The 18,092-nt window shown below is 44.9% G+C and carries 16 protein-coding genes; 13 read left to right on the top strand and 3 right to left on the bottom strand.

What is annotated here, in order from left to right; genetic code table 11:
- The first annotated feature begins 19 nt into the window (after positions 1–19).
- The 4 genes from PWYN_RS21305 to PWYN_RS21290 all read left to right on the top strand — a co-directional run bounded on the left by PWYN_RS21305 (position 20) and on the right by PWYN_RS21290 (position 3,466).
- Positions 20–1,609 (top strand): 2-hydroxyglutaryl-CoA dehydratase, encoded by a 1,590-nt coding sequence (locus tag PWYN_RS21305; protein ID WP_052088251.1) that lies wholly within the window; start codon positions 20–22, stop codon positions 1,607–1,609.
- A 65-nt stretch (positions 1,610–1,674) separates the two neighbouring features.
- Positions 1,675–1,983: a PadR family transcriptional regulator gene (locus PWYN_RS21300; protein WP_036656010.1), complete on the top strand. Its 309-nt coding sequence runs from the start codon at positions 1,675–1,677 to the stop codon at positions 1,981–1,983.
- A gap of 27 nt (positions 1,984–2,010) precedes the next feature.
- Entirely contained in the window at positions 2,011–2,667 is a 657-nt protein-coding gene (locus tag PWYN_RS21295) for an ABC transporter ATP-binding protein (protein WP_036656008.1), read from the top strand.
- Positions 2,651–3,466, top strand: coding sequence for an ABC transporter permease (locus PWYN_RS21290; RefSeq protein ID WP_036656006.1), 816 nt, complete (start codon positions 2,651–2,653; stop codon positions 3,464–3,466). The genes PWYN_RS21295 and PWYN_RS21290 overlap by 17 nt, the downstream gene beginning before the upstream one ends.
- Here PWYN_RS21290 and PWYN_RS21285 read toward each other — a convergent pair.
- Both PWYN_RS21285 and PWYN_RS30735 read right to left on the bottom strand, forming a co-directional pair.
- Positions 3,451–4,224, bottom strand: coding sequence for an alpha/beta fold hydrolase (locus tag PWYN_RS21285; RefSeq protein ID WP_036656004.1), 774 nt, complete (start codon positions 4,222–4,224; stop codon positions 3,451–3,453). The genes PWYN_RS21290 and PWYN_RS21285 overlap by 16 nt on opposite strands.
- A gap of 58 nt (positions 4,225–4,282) precedes the next feature.
- Positions 4,283–4,396 carry a DUF3918 family protein gene (locus tag PWYN_RS30735; RefSeq protein ID WP_420805821.1) on the bottom strand — a complete coding sequence of 38 codons (114 nt, stop codon included), beginning with the start codon at positions 4,394–4,396 and terminating at the stop codon, positions 4,283–4,285.
- Positions 4,397–4,586: 190 nt separating this feature from the next.
- Here PWYN_RS30735 and PWYN_RS21280 point away from each other — a divergent pair, with 190 nt between their 5' ends.
- The 8 genes from PWYN_RS21280 (at position 4,587) to PWYN_RS21245 (ending at position 15,158) form a co-directional block, all read left to right on the top strand.
- A complete protein-coding gene (locus tag PWYN_RS21280; protein WP_036656002.1) occupies positions 4,587–5,270 on the top strand; it encodes a response regulator transcription factor in 684 nt (227 codons plus the stop codon).
- Between the two features lie 2 nt (positions 5,271–5,272).
- Complete coding sequence (locus tag PWYN_RS21275) at positions 5,273–6,541, top strand: HAMP domain-containing sensor histidine kinase (protein ID WP_036656000.1); 1,269 nt, start codon at positions 5,273–5,275, stop codon at positions 6,539–6,541.
- Positions 6,542–6,684: 143 nt separating this feature from the next.
- A complete protein-coding gene (locus PWYN_RS21270; protein WP_036655997.1) occupies positions 6,685–7,458 on the top strand; it encodes an ABC transporter ATP-binding protein in 774 nt (257 codons plus the stop codon).
- Positions 7,459–7,460: 2 nt separating this feature from the next.
- Positions 7,461–9,803, top strand: a complete 2,343-nt coding sequence (locus PWYN_RS21265) for an ABC transporter permease (RefSeq protein WP_036655994.1) — start codon at positions 7,461–7,463, stop codon at positions 9,801–9,803.
- 194 nt (positions 9,804–9,997) lie between these two features.
- Complete coding sequence (gene thyA, locus PWYN_RS21260) at positions 9,998–10,792, top strand: thymidylate synthase (RefSeq protein ID WP_036655991.1); 795 nt, start codon at positions 9,998–10,000, stop codon at positions 10,790–10,792.
- Between the two features lie 18 nt (positions 10,793–10,810).
- Entirely contained in the window at positions 10,811–11,302 is a 492-nt protein-coding gene (locus PWYN_RS21255; protein WP_036655988.1) for a dihydrofolate reductase, read from the top strand.
- Positions 11,303–11,536: 234 nt separating this feature from the next.
- Positions 11,537–13,024: a glutamate synthase subunit beta gene (locus tag PWYN_RS21250; RefSeq protein ID WP_036655986.1), complete on the top strand. Its 1,488-nt coding sequence runs from the start codon at positions 11,537–11,539 to the stop codon at positions 13,022–13,024.
- Between the two features lie 415 nt (positions 13,025–13,439).
- Positions 13,440–15,158 (top strand): proline--tRNA ligase, encoded by a 1,719-nt coding sequence (locus PWYN_RS21245; protein WP_036655984.1) that lies wholly within the window; start codon positions 13,440–13,442, stop codon positions 15,156–15,158.
- A gap of 66 nt (positions 15,159–15,224) precedes the next feature.
- Here PWYN_RS21245 and PWYN_RS30815 read toward each other — a convergent pair whose 3' ends face one another.
- Positions 15,225–15,563, bottom strand: coding sequence for a four-helix bundle copper-binding protein (locus tag PWYN_RS30815; protein ID WP_084147011.1), 339 nt, complete (start codon positions 15,561–15,563; stop codon positions 15,225–15,227).
- A gap of 214 nt (positions 15,564–15,777) precedes the next feature.
- Here PWYN_RS30815 and PWYN_RS21240 point away from each other — a divergent pair, with 214 nt between their 5' ends.
- Positions 15,778–18,078, top strand: a complete 2,301-nt coding sequence (locus PWYN_RS21240) for a type IA DNA topoisomerase (RefSeq protein WP_036655982.1) — start codon at positions 15,778–15,780, stop codon at positions 18,076–18,078.
- Positions 18,079–18,092 lie beyond the last annotated feature (14 nt).

The following is an 18,092-nucleotide window of genomic DNA, read 5'->3' as shown; positions in this document are numbered from 1 at the left end:
TCAATAAAGGAGTGAAACAATGGTTGTCGTCAAAAGAAAAAATAGTAACGAAGCCGTTTCCTCTCTCGATGACATTCTATTGAAATTTCAGAAGGAGCAGGAAACAGCTTTAGGCTTGGATCAAGAAAAGAAGATCCAGTGGTTCGATCCCGTTCCGCGTCCATTCTTAGCTAAAGACAAATCCGATATGACCCTTCTGTTCGGGGGATTGTCGATGATTCACGATTACCTGGTGGAGGCAGCATTAAAAGGTTTGGGGTACCAGGTAAAGCATATGGAATGTCCGGATAATGAGTCACTACGCTATGGTAAAGAGTTCGGCAACCGTGGGCAGTGTAACCCGACGTACTTTACGGTTGGTAATTTAATTAAATATCTGGTATACCTGCGTGATGTGGAAGGTAAATCAAAGGAAGAGATCATTGGGAACTACATGTTTATGACTAGCGGTTCCTGCGGTCCCTGCCGTTTCGGTACTTATGCCACAGAGTACCGTAAGGCGCTGCGAGATGCTGGCTTTGAAGGTTTTCGAGTGATTCTGTTTCAACAGACGGAGGGTCTGAAACAGGCATCTGGCGGGGAATCGGCGCTAAAATTGGATGCGTCGTTTTTTATTAGCGTCCTGAAAGCCGTTGTTTTGGGAGACATTTTGAATACCTTAGCTTACCGTATACGGCCTTATGAGGTGGAAGCCGGAGCAACAGACGCCGCACTGGAGCGGAGTAAGCAGTATATCTATAAAGCCCTAAGTGAGCGCAAACGGCTTAGACCCTCGTTGATCAGAAGCCGTAGGGAACTGGAAAGAGTTCGGGTGGATCGTACCAGAGTCAAACCTAAGGTAAGTATCATAGGTGAGTTTTGGGCGATGACAACTGAGGGAGACGGCAACTATCAGTTGCAGCGCTTTTTAGAGAACGAGGGAGCCGAAGTGGAAGTGCAATCCGTGACGGCTTGGATTTTGTTCCTTATCTGGGCAGGCCGCTTCGACACCATAAAGAGAATGCAACTACGGGAAGCGGATTCCGGAAAAAACGGTCTGAAAGGGAAGAACCCGTTCCTGCGTCTGCGGATGTTTGGATTAGCTGATCGAACCCTCCGAATGATTTTTCAATCGTATGCCAAAACCATCGGTCTGTATCATTACCATCTGCCCGATATGGATGAGATAGCCCGTGTCGCACATGAACACTATAATAATCATTTGCGCGGTGGAGAGGGGCATATGGAAGTAGGAAAGTTGATTCTGAACGTAGTCAAGCAGAAAGTGAACATGACTGTTTCTGTAAAGCCTTTCGGATGCATGCCTTCTTCCGGTGTTTCCGATGGTGTGCAATCCCTGATCATCGAAAAATACCCCAATGCCATTTTTCTGCCCATCGAAACGACAGGAGATGGAGCGATTAACGTCTACAGTCGAGTGCAAATGATGCTGTATAAAGCGAAACAGGCTGCGCAGCGAGAATTTGAGTTAGCCTTATTAGAAAAAGGCTTAACCGTTGGTCAACTGCAGAATAAGCAATGTTCTATGCAATTTGCCCGACCGCTTCAAACAAGTCGTCATGTTGTCGCTTGCACGGCTGCCAATTGGGTATATGGCTTACGCCGGTAAGATGATTTAGTTTCACAATCAATTTTGAATTTCGATATCGACAATCGATGGCGGTGAGCAACTTTTTGAAAGAACAAATTTACAGAAAATTATTTCTTGGGTTCATTCAAATTCATATCCTCCATCACGCTGCAAAGGAGCCGATTTATGGCTCGTGGATGTTGGACGAATTGCAAGAACACAGATATAAAATGAGTGCAGGAACTCTTTATCCTTTGCTGCGAACCATGGAGACAAGTGGTCTGTTGGAAAGAGAGGATCGGAATGTCGGTGGGAAAATCCGCAAATATTACCGGACAACTGAAATTGGCAATCAAGTCCTTGCTGAAGCGCGTAGCAAAGCATATGATCTGTTTAAGGAGAAAGAGAACTAATCAGCTGATCGAAAGGAGTGATTGACGATGTTTCGATTAAAGGGTGTAAAAGTAAAAGGGATTTTATCTGTCCCGGAATTAACTATAATTAAGAATACAATAACCTGTATTGTAGGAGAAAGCGGCAGCGGGAAGACAACCCTACTTAGATTGTTAAACCAATTGGACAGCCCGGACGAGGGGGAAATTTGGTTTGATCAGTGTCCTCTGAGCGAAACCGATCCTATTGAATGGAGGCGAAATGTGGTGATGGTGCCGCAAGCTCCAATCGTGTTCAAAGGAACAGTGGGAGATAACCTGCAAATCGGACTATCTTTTTCGGATAAACCTGCAGCATCGAGTGAACAGTTGATGCAAGCGCTTCATCTTGTTTGTCTGGAGAAAGATTTGGCTCAAGATGCAGAGAATCTCTCCGGTGGAGAAAAGCAGCGGTTGTCTCTTGCAAGGGCTGTTTTGATGGATCCTATGGCGCTGCTTCTAGATGAACCGACATCTGCACTGGATGAAGATACTGCAAATAAGGTGTTTCAGCGATTGACAGGATTTATTCGAGAGAACGGTAAAACACTGGTCATAATCACTCATTCCCGTAGCATCGCCGATACATACGCTGATTTGATCATTGAAATGAAGGATGGAATACCGCAAGTGGGCGGGAGGGTTTATAGTGAACGGAACGATTGATTTGTTATTTTGGCAACTGTCCGCGGCATACTTGTTCGTGCTTATATTGGTTGTGATCGTTCGAATTAGAGGTATCCCGCGCGAAAAGGAAATATTCATTGCTTCTCTTCGGATGACCCTACAATTAATTCTGGTTGGATATTTACTGGTTTATGTTTTTAAATACACGCATCCTGTTTATACTTTGCTGCTTGTGGCTGCGATGCTTGCTTTCTCCATCCGCACGATCATCAAACGAGCAAAAGGGAAATTGTCCTATGCTATGAAACGAATTATTGCTTTTTCGATGACTTCAGGTATTTTGGTCAGCCTCATCTTTTTTATATTCATTGTATTGCAACTTGAACCTTGGTACGAACCCCGATATGTCATCCCGATTGCCGGTATGATCGTTGGCAATTCGATGACAGGAATTGCGCTAGGCGTTAATTCCCTGATCGAAGGTATGTATATTCAAAAAGATAAAGTGGAAGCTGCGCTCATGCTCGGTGCGACGCCGAAAACAGCGGCACGGTATATTGTGAATCAGGCATTTGATTCTGCCATGCTGCCCACTATTAATTCAATGGTTGGTATGGGTATCGTATTTTTACCAGGAATGATGACAGGACAAATTTTGTCAGGGACATCTCCAATCGTAGCTGTGGAATATCAAATTGCCATCATGCTGGGAATTGTCGGGAGTGTTTCGCTATCCGTGATCCTCTTCGTGCAGCTAGGGTATCGTACATTCTTTAACCACCGAAGTCAGCTTGATTTAGAGGGATCAGGAAAAATTCAACGCTACCGGCAGCTATGAACAAATTGCTCAATCAGTTCGTTTAATTTGGCCCCAGCTTTCGTCGGTATCTGATGTTTGGTAGCTTTGACAAAAACAAGTTCACTCTTAGGCAATCGTTGATGCAGTAGCTGGGCATATGGATGAAACAGTGTGTCCTTCTCTCCGTAAACCAGCAAGACGGGTTGATGTATATTTCCCAAATGTGCCGTACAGTTATAATGCAAACTATAATGATAATACTGCTCGACGTTTTTTGGGTTTCCTTTTTTGGCATCGTTAAACAGTGAGCGAAACAAGGACAGCTTTGTATTCGCTTGTGTCCAAGCAACGGAGAGGGCAATCTTACCGACCGCACCAAATTTGGCTAAGGTGGTCCCGAGCAATATTTTATTTCTTAACCTACTGTCGCTTACTTCCGACATCCCGCCGATCACAATACCTCCCGATGCCAGTTCGGGATAAGTTAACAGAAACTCGAGTACTACCGATCCGCCAGTCGAGTAACCGCATAAAAATGCTTTTTCTATCTTCAACTCAGCCATCAACTGACGGATATCCTCAACAATTAGCGGATAGGTAATCTCTTTTTTTGAAGCTTCGCTTTTACCATGGCCTCGTATATCAAAAGAAACCGTTCGAAATTTCCCAGACAGTTCCTGAATCTGATATTGAAAGTTCAAGCTTGTTAACACAGGAGGATGGATGAAAAGGATCGCAGTTCCTTGCCCGCGATCCGTGTAATACATGCTGTATCCGTTTATATAGATTTGGGACATTTGATCCCTCACCTTCTTCACCTTAACCCTATTTATTCCAATCAAACCAAATGTGTATTTAGAAAATTCTTCGGATAGGCTGGAGCATCTGACGCTGACTTTTTCGGTTTAAATTACGCCGCCGTGAAAAGCTAAAGGCAGCTGTTCCAACGCCTAAAGCCAACATAGACATAAGAGTTCTTCGGTTAGTTAAACTTCTCATTAAGGATCGCATCCATCGCATACATTCTCACCACCACTTCGCTCTAATTTGTTCGAATAGGATGTACGATCTTTATTTTGCTTATGATCTGATCTCTTCATTCATGGTAGAATTGTCCTCATAGTAGAGATCACATTAATCCATGAAGTGGAGACCATAAATGAGATATGACTGTTTAATTGTGGATGATGAAATTGAGCTGGCGGAGACGACCTGTGAATATTTTAATCTGTTTGATGTATCATCGGCTTATGTTACAAACGCTGAGGCGTGTCGGGATTTTTTGAGGGAAAACACCGTATCAATGCTCCTGCTCGATATCAATCTGGGCGGAGAGTCGGGCTTTCAGCTGTGCAAGGAGCTGCGGCTAACAACTGGTATTCCCATTCTGTTCATCAGCGCCCGTTCGAGTGAGGATGACGTTCTAGTTGCTCTTGATATCGGCGGAGACGACTATATCCACAAACCTTATACGCTTAGAGTACTGCTTGCTAAAGTAAAGGCTGTCCTGAAACGATATGGCAATGAAAGCTCGTCTGAGCCTGAATCGATTCAGGGTGGCCCCGTACAGATTAATCCGGACCTGCGAAGAGCAAGTGTGAACGGTGTGCCGCTCAAGCTGAAAACCATGGAATATAAATTAATCAGTTATTTCATCCTCAACAAAAATAGGGTGATTCCCAAAGAAGAGTTATTTACAGCGGTTTGGGGTGATGTATTCGCAGGTGACGGCACATTAAATGTACATATCCGGCATCTGCGTGAAAAGATCGAGCAAAATCCCAATGATCCCCAATACATAAAAACGATATGGGGCATCGGCTATGCCTTTGAGGATAAATAACGATGCTGAAGAAACTGCTGATTGTTCTGGTGTCCGCTATTCTAACAACGAGCATCGCTTATCTGCTCCTGCTGATGAATGTAAAGGAAGGGGCATTAACCGACAGGATTGCTATTAATGCCATTGTGAAGCTTACGGAACAGAACTGGGGGGCTTTGAAAGGGAATGAATATGGTGACAGCCCTTATGAATTCGCAATACTTAACTCCGCAGGTGCGCTGTTGTATCAAACAACGGATGGAATTGCCGTTACTGTTAACGAAGCCATTAATAACCGTGATACCCTAATAGACATTATTGTGGAAGATCAAATCGTAGGTAAAATAATTATAAATAATGACTATAGTTCTGTGTTTATGAATTTAAAGCGGCAGTTTACGATTGTATTTTTAGCAGCGATCTTTATACAGGCGTTGCTCTGTCTCGCTTTTATCCTGTATTTGAATCGAAACATCCTCCGCCCGTTCCGCAAAATGCAGCTTTTCGCGAGGTATATTGCTAAGGGAGAGTTGGATATCCCGCTTGAGATGGATCACAATCATATGTTTGGTGCCTTTACCGAGAGTTTTGACATGATGAGAGAGGAATTGGCAGCAGCGCGGCACAACGAATATTTGGCTAATAAGAGCAAGAAGGAGCTGGTCGCCACCCTTAGCCATGATATCAGGACGCCGGTGTCCTCAATTAAGGCTATCACAGAGCTGATGCTCCTTAGGGCGATGGATGAGAAGAACAGCCGTCAGTTGAACACGCTCTATTCCAAAGCCGATCAGATTGATCATCTAATAACGGACATGTTCCACGCCACCATGGAGGAATTGAATGAATTGCAGGTAAATGTAACGGATGAGTTCAGTAGTCTGCTGGACACTGTTATTAATAATGCCAATTACTATGAGCAAATTAAGGTTGGACCCATACCGGAGTGTATTATAGCTGTAGATCCCTTGCGCCTGCAGCAGGTTATCGATAATGTCGTGAACAATTCCTTGAAGTACGCCAGAACCTCCATCGATATCGTCTGTGAGATTAGAGAGGGTTTTCTCGAGGTAGATATTATGGATTTTGGCCCAGGAGTTCCGGATGAAGAATTGCCGCTGCTGTTCAATAAGTTTTATAGGGGGAGTAGGGTTGGAGCCCAGAGCGGTTCAGGACTTGGACTCTATATTTCACGGTACATGCTGCGGAAGATGCAGGGAGATATGGTGGGCATCAATCGGCAGGATGGATTTACGATGAAACTGTTGATTCCGCTCGCCGGATATAATTAAGAAATCGTTAAGGATCGCACAAAGACACGTTAAGAACATTCGTCGTACGATAAGATTGCAATCATGACTATCGGTTGCATCCATTATAATACTGGCAGAGTGGATGCCGAATAATGAGAATAACGTTAATGGAGTGTTCTTATATGAAAGATTCTAACCAAGAAGTACTAATGCAAACCCATAAACTCGGAAAAACCTTCTCCCACGGAGGCGTTCAACAGCATGTGTTAAAAAATCTGGATATGACTCTTTACAAAGGAGATTTCACAGTCATTATGGGCAGCTCCGGTTCGGGCAAGTCGACATTGCTATATGCGATTTCCGGAATGGATAAACCGACACTGGGGGAAATAACTTTTGAGGGACAGGAAATTACGGGTCTAAGCAATGATCAGCTTGCCATATTCCGGCGGAAGAACTGCGGGTTCGTGTTTCAGCAAATCCATCTGCTCGACACTATGAGTGTACTCGACAATGTGTTATCCAGTGCGTATCTCGTTCAAAAGGATAGAACTCAAGCGGTAGTCAAGGCCAAGAAGCTGCTAAGTGAAGTAGGACTGGATGCATCCATATGGGGTAAGTTCCCGGCTCAAATCTCAGGGGGAGAAGCTCAGCGTGCTGGAATTGTCCGCGCATTAATCAATAGTCCTAAGGCAGTGTTCGCCGACGAGCCAACTGGAGCCCTCAACAGTGCAGCGGGCGCAAGTGTGCTTGATGTCTTAACAGAGGTAAATGAGCGTGGGCAGAGCATTATTTTAGTGACTCATGATGTCAAAACCGCTTTGCGCGGCAACCGAATTCTGTATCTGCGGGATGGCGTAATGGTAGGTGAGCTGCATCTTACTCCATATAGTGAAGACAGCGGGCCGGAGCGGCAGAAGCAGTTACAATCCTTTTTGGCAGATTTGGGGTGGTAGGAATGAGCAGTGTTCAAAGTAAACTTGCTTGGTCCAACATCCGCAAAAGAAAAAGTTCCACAGCTACTCTTTCCCTTTTAATTCTGCTGGCTGTATTACTGCTGAACATTGGGCTGTCGGTTACCTTAAAGCTTAATTCCTTTCAGGAAGACAAAATGACTGAGCTGCAAACACCGGATTTGATTGCCTACTTCGAAAATGATAGACATCTCAAGGAATATGAATCTCTGGTGGAAAGCTATCCTACTACGGAGAAGTGGGAAAATGAACCTGCAATTCTGCTTAACGATGCTGCGTTGGAATACGGGCAGACGGATACCACTTCTAGCCTGTTGATTCTTAATTCAGATCTGCAAAGGACTATGGCTCCCTTTAGACCAGCCTCTCAATTGGAACACATCACTTCAGATATGATTTTTCTACCCTATATGTTCCATGTCAGTGCGGGGTACAATCTTGGTGATAGCTACTCATTCAACTATGAGAAAAATAAATATACGTATACCATTGGAGGCTTTATTGAGGAGCCGATATTAGGGACGCTTAGTAACGGTTCTTTAAAGGTGTTTTTGCCGGATAAGGCGTATAAGGATTTAGATGGACGTATTGGAAAAGAGGCGCATTTTAACCTTTTGTCTGTGAATTTGACCGACAGTACTAAAGTTGAAAAGCTGAGCCAATCGCTGGAAGATCAAATTTCCGCTTCGGGGACACGTAACATGTTTTCAGTGATGAGTGCTGAATCCGGCGTAACAGGAAATCGTATATTTGTTAGTATTTTGACAGCCATCCTAATCGCCTTCGCTCTAATTATGGTCGTGATTTCGCTCATCGTTATTCGCTTCCAGATCTTGGGCCATATTGAAGATAATCTGCTTAATATTGGTGTCCTGAAGGCGAATGGTTTCACATCATGGCAGATTATAGGTGCGCTTTTACTGCAATTCACCTCGATTTCCATCCTTGCTGCAATTCCGGGGATAGCTGTTTCTACTCTGGTGATGCCGTTTGCCGGCAATCTGATTTCCGCTTCAGTAGGTTTGATATGGCCCGCTTCATTTGGGATGTTAAGTGCGGTGCTAAGCTTGTTGATCATCACTGGAATGGTTCTGCTTGTGGCTTTTCTATCCAGTAAACGGATTCGGACCATCACACCTATAGCTGCTCTGCAGAGCGGGATACTTACCCATAATTTTAAAAGAAATCGTATTCCTCTTGAACAATCGCGTCTTTCTCTGCAGTTTGCTTTAAGTTTGAAATCCTTAATCAGGCAGACCAAACAGAACGTGATGATTGTTATTATTGTTGCGGGACTGACCTTTTCCTGTATTTTTTGCTCCATTTTGAATTTTAACTTTAAAGGAGATACTACCGCTATTTTGAAGCTTGTGGGCATAGAGCAGAGCAGCCTGTTGTTAGTCTTAAAAAGCGGTGTGGTACAGGAGGATATGATTTCTGAAGTGGAAAGCATGAAGGAAGTGAAGAAGACTTCTCTGCTCGACAGCAAAGTGGCTTCCATTCTAGACACCAACTTTTTGCTCCGAATTTCAGATGACTTTAGCAAGATGGAGACAGAGACTGTTTATAAAGGCAGGCAGCCTAAATATGACAATGAGATAGCCATATCGGGGATCATTTCAAAGCAGATAGGTAAAACCATCGGTGATGAGGTTAGAGTTACCTCTAATAGTGTTACTGAAAGCTATTTAATATCAGGACTCAGTCAGCAGATCAATCAACTCGGAATGGTGGCGACCATGACCGAAGAGGGTGTGAAGAGAATGCTCCCTGATTTCGCACCTAGCACGCTTAATGTCTATCTGAAGGAAGGGTCCAATGAAAATACAATTATTCAGGAGTTGGAGAAACGGTTCCCTGGACAATGGACAATAACGAATCTTCAAGATGTACAGGATAGTGTGCTCAGCACCTTTAGTTCAGCTGTTTCTTCCATGACGGCGGTCATTACGGTGGTGACGATTATTGTGGTCAGTTTGATCTTATACCTGGTAATCAAGACCTTAATCCTAAAGCGGAAGAAAGAATTCGGGATACTCAAGGGAATGGGTTATACCACCTTCAATTTGATGACACAGATTACGTTCAGTCTTCTGCCAGTTATTACAGTAGGAGTACTGTTAGGAAGTGTGCTAGGTTACTTTTACTCGGATACTACGTTTGTGCTGCTGCTTTCGAATCTTGGAATTTATAACATCCAGCTTGCAGTCAGCTTACCTCAGGTACTGCTGCTGAGTGTTGCGATTATCATTGTTGCGTATGTAGTTTCTATGTTAGTAGCCCGCCGAATAAAGAAGATAAGTGTGTACGGCCTAATTATGGAATAAATTCAAGAAGGTATGAGTATAACGCATGAATTAAAAAGAAACCCGGAAGAACAACCTCTAAGGAGGGGGTAGTCCTCCGGGTTTTTCATGTCCATGAGGTTCTTTTTGCCGATTTCTATAGTTTTGCAAGTTACAAGGGTGGCAGGGTCATGGTAAACTAATAAAAGAAAAAAAGGATAGAGGGGCGTTGTCAGTTGCGCAAATATTTAGAATTACTCCAGGATGTACTGGATCACGGCACTGCAAAAAGCGACCGTACAGGAACAGGTACAATATCCGTGTTCGGCCGTCAGCTAAGGTTTGACTTGGCTAAGGGTTTTCCTCTCATGACAACAAAACGTATTCATTTGAAATCGGTTGTTCATGAATTGTTATGGTTTCTGAAGGGTGAGACCAATACGGCTTACCTTAAGGCCAACGGTGTTTCCATTTGGGATGAATGGGCCGATGAGAACGGAGAGCTGGGACCGGTATACGGCTCACAGTGGCGGGCTTGGGAAAGCGCAGACGGGCGCCATATTGACCAAATCTCGAATGTTATTGAAGCCATTAAGAATAACCCGGATTCGCGCCGGCATATTGTAAGTGCCTGGAATGTGGGTGAAATTGAAAATATGAAGCTGCCTCCATGTCACTTTGTATTTCAGTTCTATGTAGCGGATGGTAAGCTGTCCTGCATGTTAACAATGCGTTCAGTTGATACTTTTCTGGGGTTGCCATTTAACATTGCCAGCTATGCACTCTTGACTCATATGGTCGCTCAGCAGACCGGTCTTGAAGTGGGTGAGTTTATCTGGTCCGGAGGAGATGTGCATATTTACACCAATCATCTGGAGCAAGTAGCGACTCAATTGGCTAGAGAACCGTACGAACTGCCGAAGTTAATGATCCGTAGAAAACCGGAGAGTATTTTTGATTATACGTTTGATGACTTTGAGTTCACCGATTATGTCTTCCATCCAGGTATTAAAGCACCGGTAGCTATTTAACAGGGGAGGCGAGGTACTATGAGCATTAGTATGATTTGGGCCATGGGCTCAAATGGTGTAATCGGTAAGGACAATGATATGCCTTGGCATCTGCCGCGGGATTTTGCTTTTTTCAAGGCGGAGACGCTGGGCAAAAGAATGCTGATGGGACGCAAAACCTGGGACTCACTCGGAGGTAAACCGCTGAAAGACAGAACTAGTCTGGTCATGACCCGGGATACCAGCTTTAACCCTGAGGGTGCCGAGGTTGTACACACGGTAGAGGAAGCTATTAACGAAGGGCAGAAACCCGATGAATTGATGGTTATCGGGGGTTCGGAGATATACCGAATGATGCTGCCTTATGCCGACAAGCTGATCGTTACTCGGATCGATGAGGCTTTTGATGGGGATACCTATTTTCCGAATGTTGACTGGAGTCTATGGAAAGAAGTTTCTAATATCAAGGGCATTCGCGACGATAAAAATCCGTATGATTACCAATTTCTTGTATATGAACGTACGGAATAGATAATAAAACGCTTTCTCTGACACAACGTGTGAAATAGTACAAATAATCAGCAAATTAATCCATTACTGTGCAAAAGTGATGAATGCTACTATAATTAAAATTAGAAGTATGTGTCGCTATACAACAGAATGTACAGGACAACACTTGCGTTATTTATGAACCTAACAAATATCGCAACAGGTTACAATGTACTATAAATTTACATGAAGAGAACGGATGGGGGAAACGTAAATATGTCTACACCAACAGGGTTTATGGAGTATAAACGTCAGCTCCCGGGTGACCGCGAGCCTGAGCAACGGGTTAAGGACTGGGAAGAGTTCCACCATCATTTGTCTGAAGAAGAGCTTCGTACGCAAGGTGCTCGCTGTATGGATTGCGGGACACCGTACTGTCATACCGGTATTGATATGGATGGAGGAACCTCCGGGTGTCCGGTACACAATCTGATTCCTGAATGGAACAACTTGGTATACCGTGGATTATGGAAAGAAGCACTGGAGCGCTTGCATAAAACTAACAATTTCCCTGAGTTTACAGGAAGTATTTGCCCGGCACCTTGTGAGGGTTCTTGTACTGTAGGTTTGATTGGTCAGCCAGTTACAATTAAGACTATTGAGCTGGCGATTATTGATAAAGGTTTTGAAGAAGGCTGGGTTGTCCCTAACCCTCCTGAGAAACGTACCGGGAAAACGGTTGCCATCGTAGGCTCCGGTCCTGCTGGTCTTGCGGCTGCCGCACAATTGAATAAAGCTGGACATACCGTAACTGTGTTTGAACGCAGTGACCGTATCGGCGGATTGTTGACCTACGGAATCCCGACGATGAAGCTGGACAAGCGTGTAGTTCAGCGCCGCGTCGATCTGCTGGCTGCGGAAGGTGTTCAGTTTGTAGTGAACACAGAGATCGGTAAGGATATACCGGCACAACAATTGGTGGATGAATATGATGCTGTTGTTCTGTGTGGTGGAGCTACCAAAGCACGCCGCTTTAATATTGAAGGCAGTGAGCTTAAAGGTGTAATGTACGCCATGGATTACCTGTACGGAACCATCAAGAGTTATTTGGACTCTAATCTCGAAGATGGCAACTATGTATCCGCTGGGGATAAGGATGTCATTGTTCTGGGTGGTGGCGATACAGGTTCTGACTGTGTGGCAACGGCGCTTCGTCATGGATGCAGCAGTATTACTCAATTCGGTACACATGACAAAGCACCGCTTGAGCGTGATCCAATCGCTAACCCTTGGCCGCAATTCCCGAACGTGTATACACTTGACTATGCACAGCAGGAAGCCAAAGCATTGTTCGGCGATGATCCTCGTGAATTCTCCATCATGACGACTAAATTCGTTGGCGATGAAGAAGGTAACTTGAAAGAGCTTCATACCGTGCAAATCCACCGGATGGTGGATGAGACAGGTCGTAAAATTTATCAGCCGGTTCCGGGTACAGAGGCAGTTTACCCTGCTCAACTGGCATTGATTGCCATTGGCTTTGACGGACCGGAGCAGAATATTATTGAAGAATTGAACTTGGCTACAGATCGCCGTACCAATGTGAAAGCCCGTTATGGCAAGTTCAATACTAATGTGGACAAAGTATTTGCTGCCGGTGATATGCGCCGTGGGCAAAGCCTCGTGGTATGGGCAATTAACGAAGGACGCGAAGCAGCCCGTGAAGTGGATAAATTCCTGATGGGCTCTACTGTATTAGTGTAAATAATACGAATGAACATATTAACAACCGTCACCACATCGAATTTGTTGTGGTGACGGTTGTTTTGTTGATCAAAGGGTATGCTTGACGTAATCGTTATAATCAGGTAAATTATAAAACATCTGGATAAGACAAAAGCTTTGACCATGGATTTACAGTTCTAGTCTCGTTAGAACAGAGAGGGAATTCACCGGCTGAAAGGTTCCCCGTACGAATGAATTGTATCCTGCCACTGGTAGCTGTAGCGATAGAAGTTAAATCCGCTGCCGGAAACGGCCGTTATCCGTATAGAGGACTGTCTAGGCTCTAATATAGGCGGTTAAATAAGGGTGGTATCACGACACATTCGTCCCTGGCGAATGTGTCTTTTTGTGTTTTTTAGGCTTAGAAGCTCTTAATAATTAGGGGGTTACCAACATGCGGCAAAGTAAGCTGTTATTATCAACACTGCGAGAAGCACCAGCAGAAGCGGAAACTATGAGCCATCAACTGCTGCTTCGTGCAGGCTTTATTCGGCAATTGGCAGCAGGCATATATACTTATCTGCCGCTCGGAAGACGAGTTCTTCATAAAATAGAGAACATCGTGCGGGAAGAGATGGATGTTACAGGTGCCCAAGAGGTATTAATGCCTTCCATGCAGCCTGCAGAGCTGTGGAAAGAATCCGAGCGTTATGACCAATACGGTAAGGAGCTGATGAAGCTGCAGGATCGGCATGAGCGGGATTTTGTGCTGGGTCCAACACACGAAGAAATCGTGACTGCACTCGTTCGTAACGAGATTAGCTCTTATCGAAGACTTCCACTCACCGTCTATCAGATTCAAACCAAATTCCGTGACGAACGCCGTCCGCGCTCAGGTCTACTACGGGGCCGAGAGTTTTTAATGAAGGATGCCTACTCGTTTGATACAGGCTCTGAAGGTCTAAACCAATCGTATTGGACCATGTTCAATGCGTATCATCGGGTCTTCAGCCGCTGTGCCATACAATTTCGAGCAGTCCATGCAGACTCTGGCACCATAGGCGGGGAAGGCGGCAGCCATGAATTTATGGCACTGACGGATATTGGAGAGGATACCATTGCTGCGTGTTCTACCTGTGATTATGCTGCCAACTTGGAACAGGCTGAAGTGCGCATTGAAAATGCTAAATTAAATCAAGAAGTCAATGTACAAGCTATAGAAAAGTTTCATACACCAGGGATCCGTACTATTAACCAACTGGTGCATACGTTAGATATTATGCCGGAGCAAATTATTAAAACACTCATCTATCAAGGCGATGGCAAGCTGCTTGCAGTTCTAGTAAGAGGGGATCATGAGGTAAATGAAATTAAGGTAAGGAAACACATTGGGGCTACTGAGATCAGTTTGGCAGACCATGAGAGTGTGCAGGATGTAGCTGGTGTGGAGAGCGGGTTTGTGGGTCCAATTGGGCTTGAAATAACTATACTGGTAGATACGGCAGTCGCTGAAATGACACTGGGTATAGCTGGCGCAGGAGAATTGGATTATCATGTTCGTAATGTCGTTCCAGGCAGAGACTTTCCATTAACTAGTGTTGGCGACTTCCGTAATGTTACAGAAGGAGAAGCTTGCCCTCACTGTGAAGAAGGAACGCTCAAATTTCATCAGGGGATTGAGATTGGACATGTATTTAAGCTTGGAACCCGATACAGTAAGAAGCTTGGAGCCACCTATCTGGATACAACAGGACGGAACCAGCACATGATCATGGGGTGTTATGGCATCGGAATATCAAGAATGCTAGCTGCTATTGTAGAACAAAATTACGATGAGCATGGCATCGTTTGGCCAGCAGCGGTTGCACCTTACCAGGTTCATATTTTACTTATGTCTGGCAAGGATAATGATCAGGTGGAGCTGGCCGAAGCCCTCTATAAGCAGCTTAACCAATTGGGAATTGAGACACTGTTGGATGAGCGGGACGAGCGTCCTGGTGTCAAATTTAAGGATTCCAGCCTTATCGGTATCCCATTAACCATTGTGGTAGGTAAGGATGCTTCAGATGGACAGGTTGAAATTATCGAACGGAGAACGAACGTTAAAGCAAGTATTGGAATTGCTGAGGCCATTGCACGTATTAAAGCACAAGCACAACCCACCTCGCTATAAGCGTTGAGAGTTATGCTTGTTATGAAGTAAATTAACAGGAGCCGGTTAAGTATGACGGTATATATTCTATGAAGCAGCGAACATGCGGCATTCTTGAGCACAATGAAAGCAAACTCTGCTGCAATGTTGGGATTCCGGGTCAGGAAATCTTGCACACTCTTTCCCGCATACATCACACACACATGCACAGAAGTTGGCAAGTGATTGTGCAAACGGACTATGTCTTGCTAAATAACAGACCATTGTATCGCAAATAGTAACGCAATCTCTTAACAGCTGAATCTGCATCACCCGGTTGTGGACATCGGACATGTGAAGCAGGTGTGTCACCATTTGTTCGCAGGTTACCGCGCAATTTTGGACAGTCTGTATAAGGGTTGGTGTTGCGACATGATTAGCATTCATTTGATAAGACATAAGATATTATTACCTCCCAAGTGGTTTATAACAGTAACATATGCCCATATCTTTTGTCCTGTGTTCTTGATCCGAAGTAATTTTTATAGCTGAGCAAATCCGAACCTTCCAAGGAATACGTTAAAAAAAGTAGAGTTGATGGTATAATAGACTACTGGACGTATTTGGAGTAGAGAACGATAAAGGTAAGGAGCGATTGTTTTTGAAGACACTCATTATTGCGGAAAAACCGGATATGGGGCGGAATATCGCCGCCGCAATAGAACCGAAGGCTAAAAATCACCGTTCCTATCTAGAAGGGGAGCAGTATATTATTACTTGGGCTATCGGCCACTTAGTTGGACTAGCGGAGCCGGAAGCTTACGATGCTAAATACAAGAAATGGAATATTAATGATTTGCCGATTATTCCCGACGCCTTCAAGCTAATTCCGAATGCCAGAACCATCGATCAGCTTAAAGTTATAGGGGAGTTAGCCAAACGCAGTGATCTGTTGGTGAACTCTTGTGATGCCGGGCGGGAAGGGCAGCATATCTTTTCCTTGATTCAGCGACATCTGCAACTGGAGCAGCCGGTTAAGCGGCTGTGGATTTCGGATTTGACCCCGGAGACGATTCGCAAAGGCTTTGCGGAGCTGAAGGACGGTTCGGAATACGAGAATCTGACCAAAGCTGCAAAAGCGCGCAGTGAAGCCGACTGGCTGATTGGAATGAACGGATCGCGTGCTTTTACAACCAAGCATAATGTGCTGTTATCTGTGGGCAGAGTGCAAACCCCCGTGCTAGCGCTGATTTATGACCGTCAGAAGATCATTGAGTCTTTCGCATCACTTAAGTTTTTTGAGGTGGAAGGCCAATTCACACAGAATGAAATGACCTACAAGGGCATGTGGCAGGGAGACCGATTAACGGATGGTGACAAGGCTGAGGCCATAGCTGCTAAGGTTAAAGGAAAACTGGGCAGAGTTGCCTCCTATGAGGTTAAGGATACGAAGGAGTATCCAACCAAGCTGTACGATTTGACATTATTGCAGCGGGAAGCGAACGGCAAATACGCTTTTTCAGCTAAGAAAACCTTGGATATCGCGCAGGCGCTTTATGAGAAGCACAAAGTTATCTCGTATCCGCGGACGAATTCCAACTATGTGACTGAGCAGAATATTCCCGAAATGCATAAGACGCTCTCTGCGCTGCAGGGTACCGCATATGACGAGTGGGTAAAAGGTGCTAACCGGAATCTGGTGCATAAAGGGAACAAGTTTATCTGCAATCCCTCGAAGGTTGAGGATCACCATGCAATTTTGCCTACATATCGGAAAGCCTCGGGTTTAAGCACGGATGAGCAGAAGCTGTATGATCTGATCGTACGTCGCTTTCTATCCCAGTTTTATCCGGCTGCAGAGTATAAGGTTCATACAGTAATTACCGAGGTTGAGGACGAGAAGTTCAAAACTACGGTTAAAGAATTGCTGAGTCTAGGCTGGAAGGTTATTTATGCAGATCAGAAGAAGGACAAGTCTAAGCCAGCCAAGGGCAAGTCAAAGGACGACGAAGAGGAAGAGGAGATTGAGGTTAATGAGCCTTTTTCAATCCTTCGCTCGGAGGATGTCCTGTGCAGTGATGCTATTGTAAAAGAGAAGGACACTCAGCCCCCCAAACACTTTACAGAAGGTACTCTGCTGAAAGCGATGGAGAGTGCTGGTAAACAGATTGAAGATGAGGAACTTCGAGATGCCATGAAGGATTCGGGTCTGGGTACCCCGGCAACACGTGCAGCCACGATTGAGCGCCTAAAGAACGTGGGCTACATAGAGATGCAGGGTAAAAAAATCGCGCTCACTCAAAAGGGTCGAATGGTAATCGAGCTCATTCGGGGCGCAGGTATAGAGCTGCTGACTTCTCCGGAGATGACCGGCCAATGGGAACGCCGTCTGAATGAGATTTCCAGAGGGACAGCTTCGGATGGGCAGTTTATGGAGAATGTGAAAAAGTTCGCCTCCATGATTGTCCAGAAAGTGCGTGTGCAATCCCGGGCGGATAAAACCTCCTTTGAAGGCGAGACACCCACGACAAAATCCGGAGGTAAAGGAGGTAGCGGTGCTGCTACACGTAAAGCTGCCGATAAACCCGCTGCGCCAAGAAAGCGAAAAGCGGAGGGTGAAGCTGGCGGAGCATCAACGAGAACTGCTACCCAGCAGGGAAGTAGCGCTGACTCTTCAGACCAAGGTCCAACCATCATCGGTAATTGTCCGAGTCCCGGCTGTGGCGGAATGATATTTATGGGCCGTAAAGGATATGGCTGCTCACATTATAAAGAAGGCTGCAAATTTGTAATTTGGAAAGAAAACCATGGACGTACGTTGACGGATGCTCAGGTGAAGACATTAATTTCTAAGGGGCGTACGGGTAAGCTTAAGTTTACTGGCGAGGATGGTTCAACTCCAATTGAAGCCAAGCTAGTACTCAAAAGTGCAGATACAGGAGAACTTGAAATCGAAGAGTGATTTCATCTTGTATA

Source organism: Paenibacillus wynnii, assembly GCF_000757885.1.
Taxonomy (GTDB): Bacteria; Bacillota; Bacilli; order Paenibacillales; family Paenibacillaceae; genus Paenibacillus_AQ; species Paenibacillus_AQ wynnii.
This window is presented reverse-complemented; position numbering and strand designations above follow the sequence as displayed.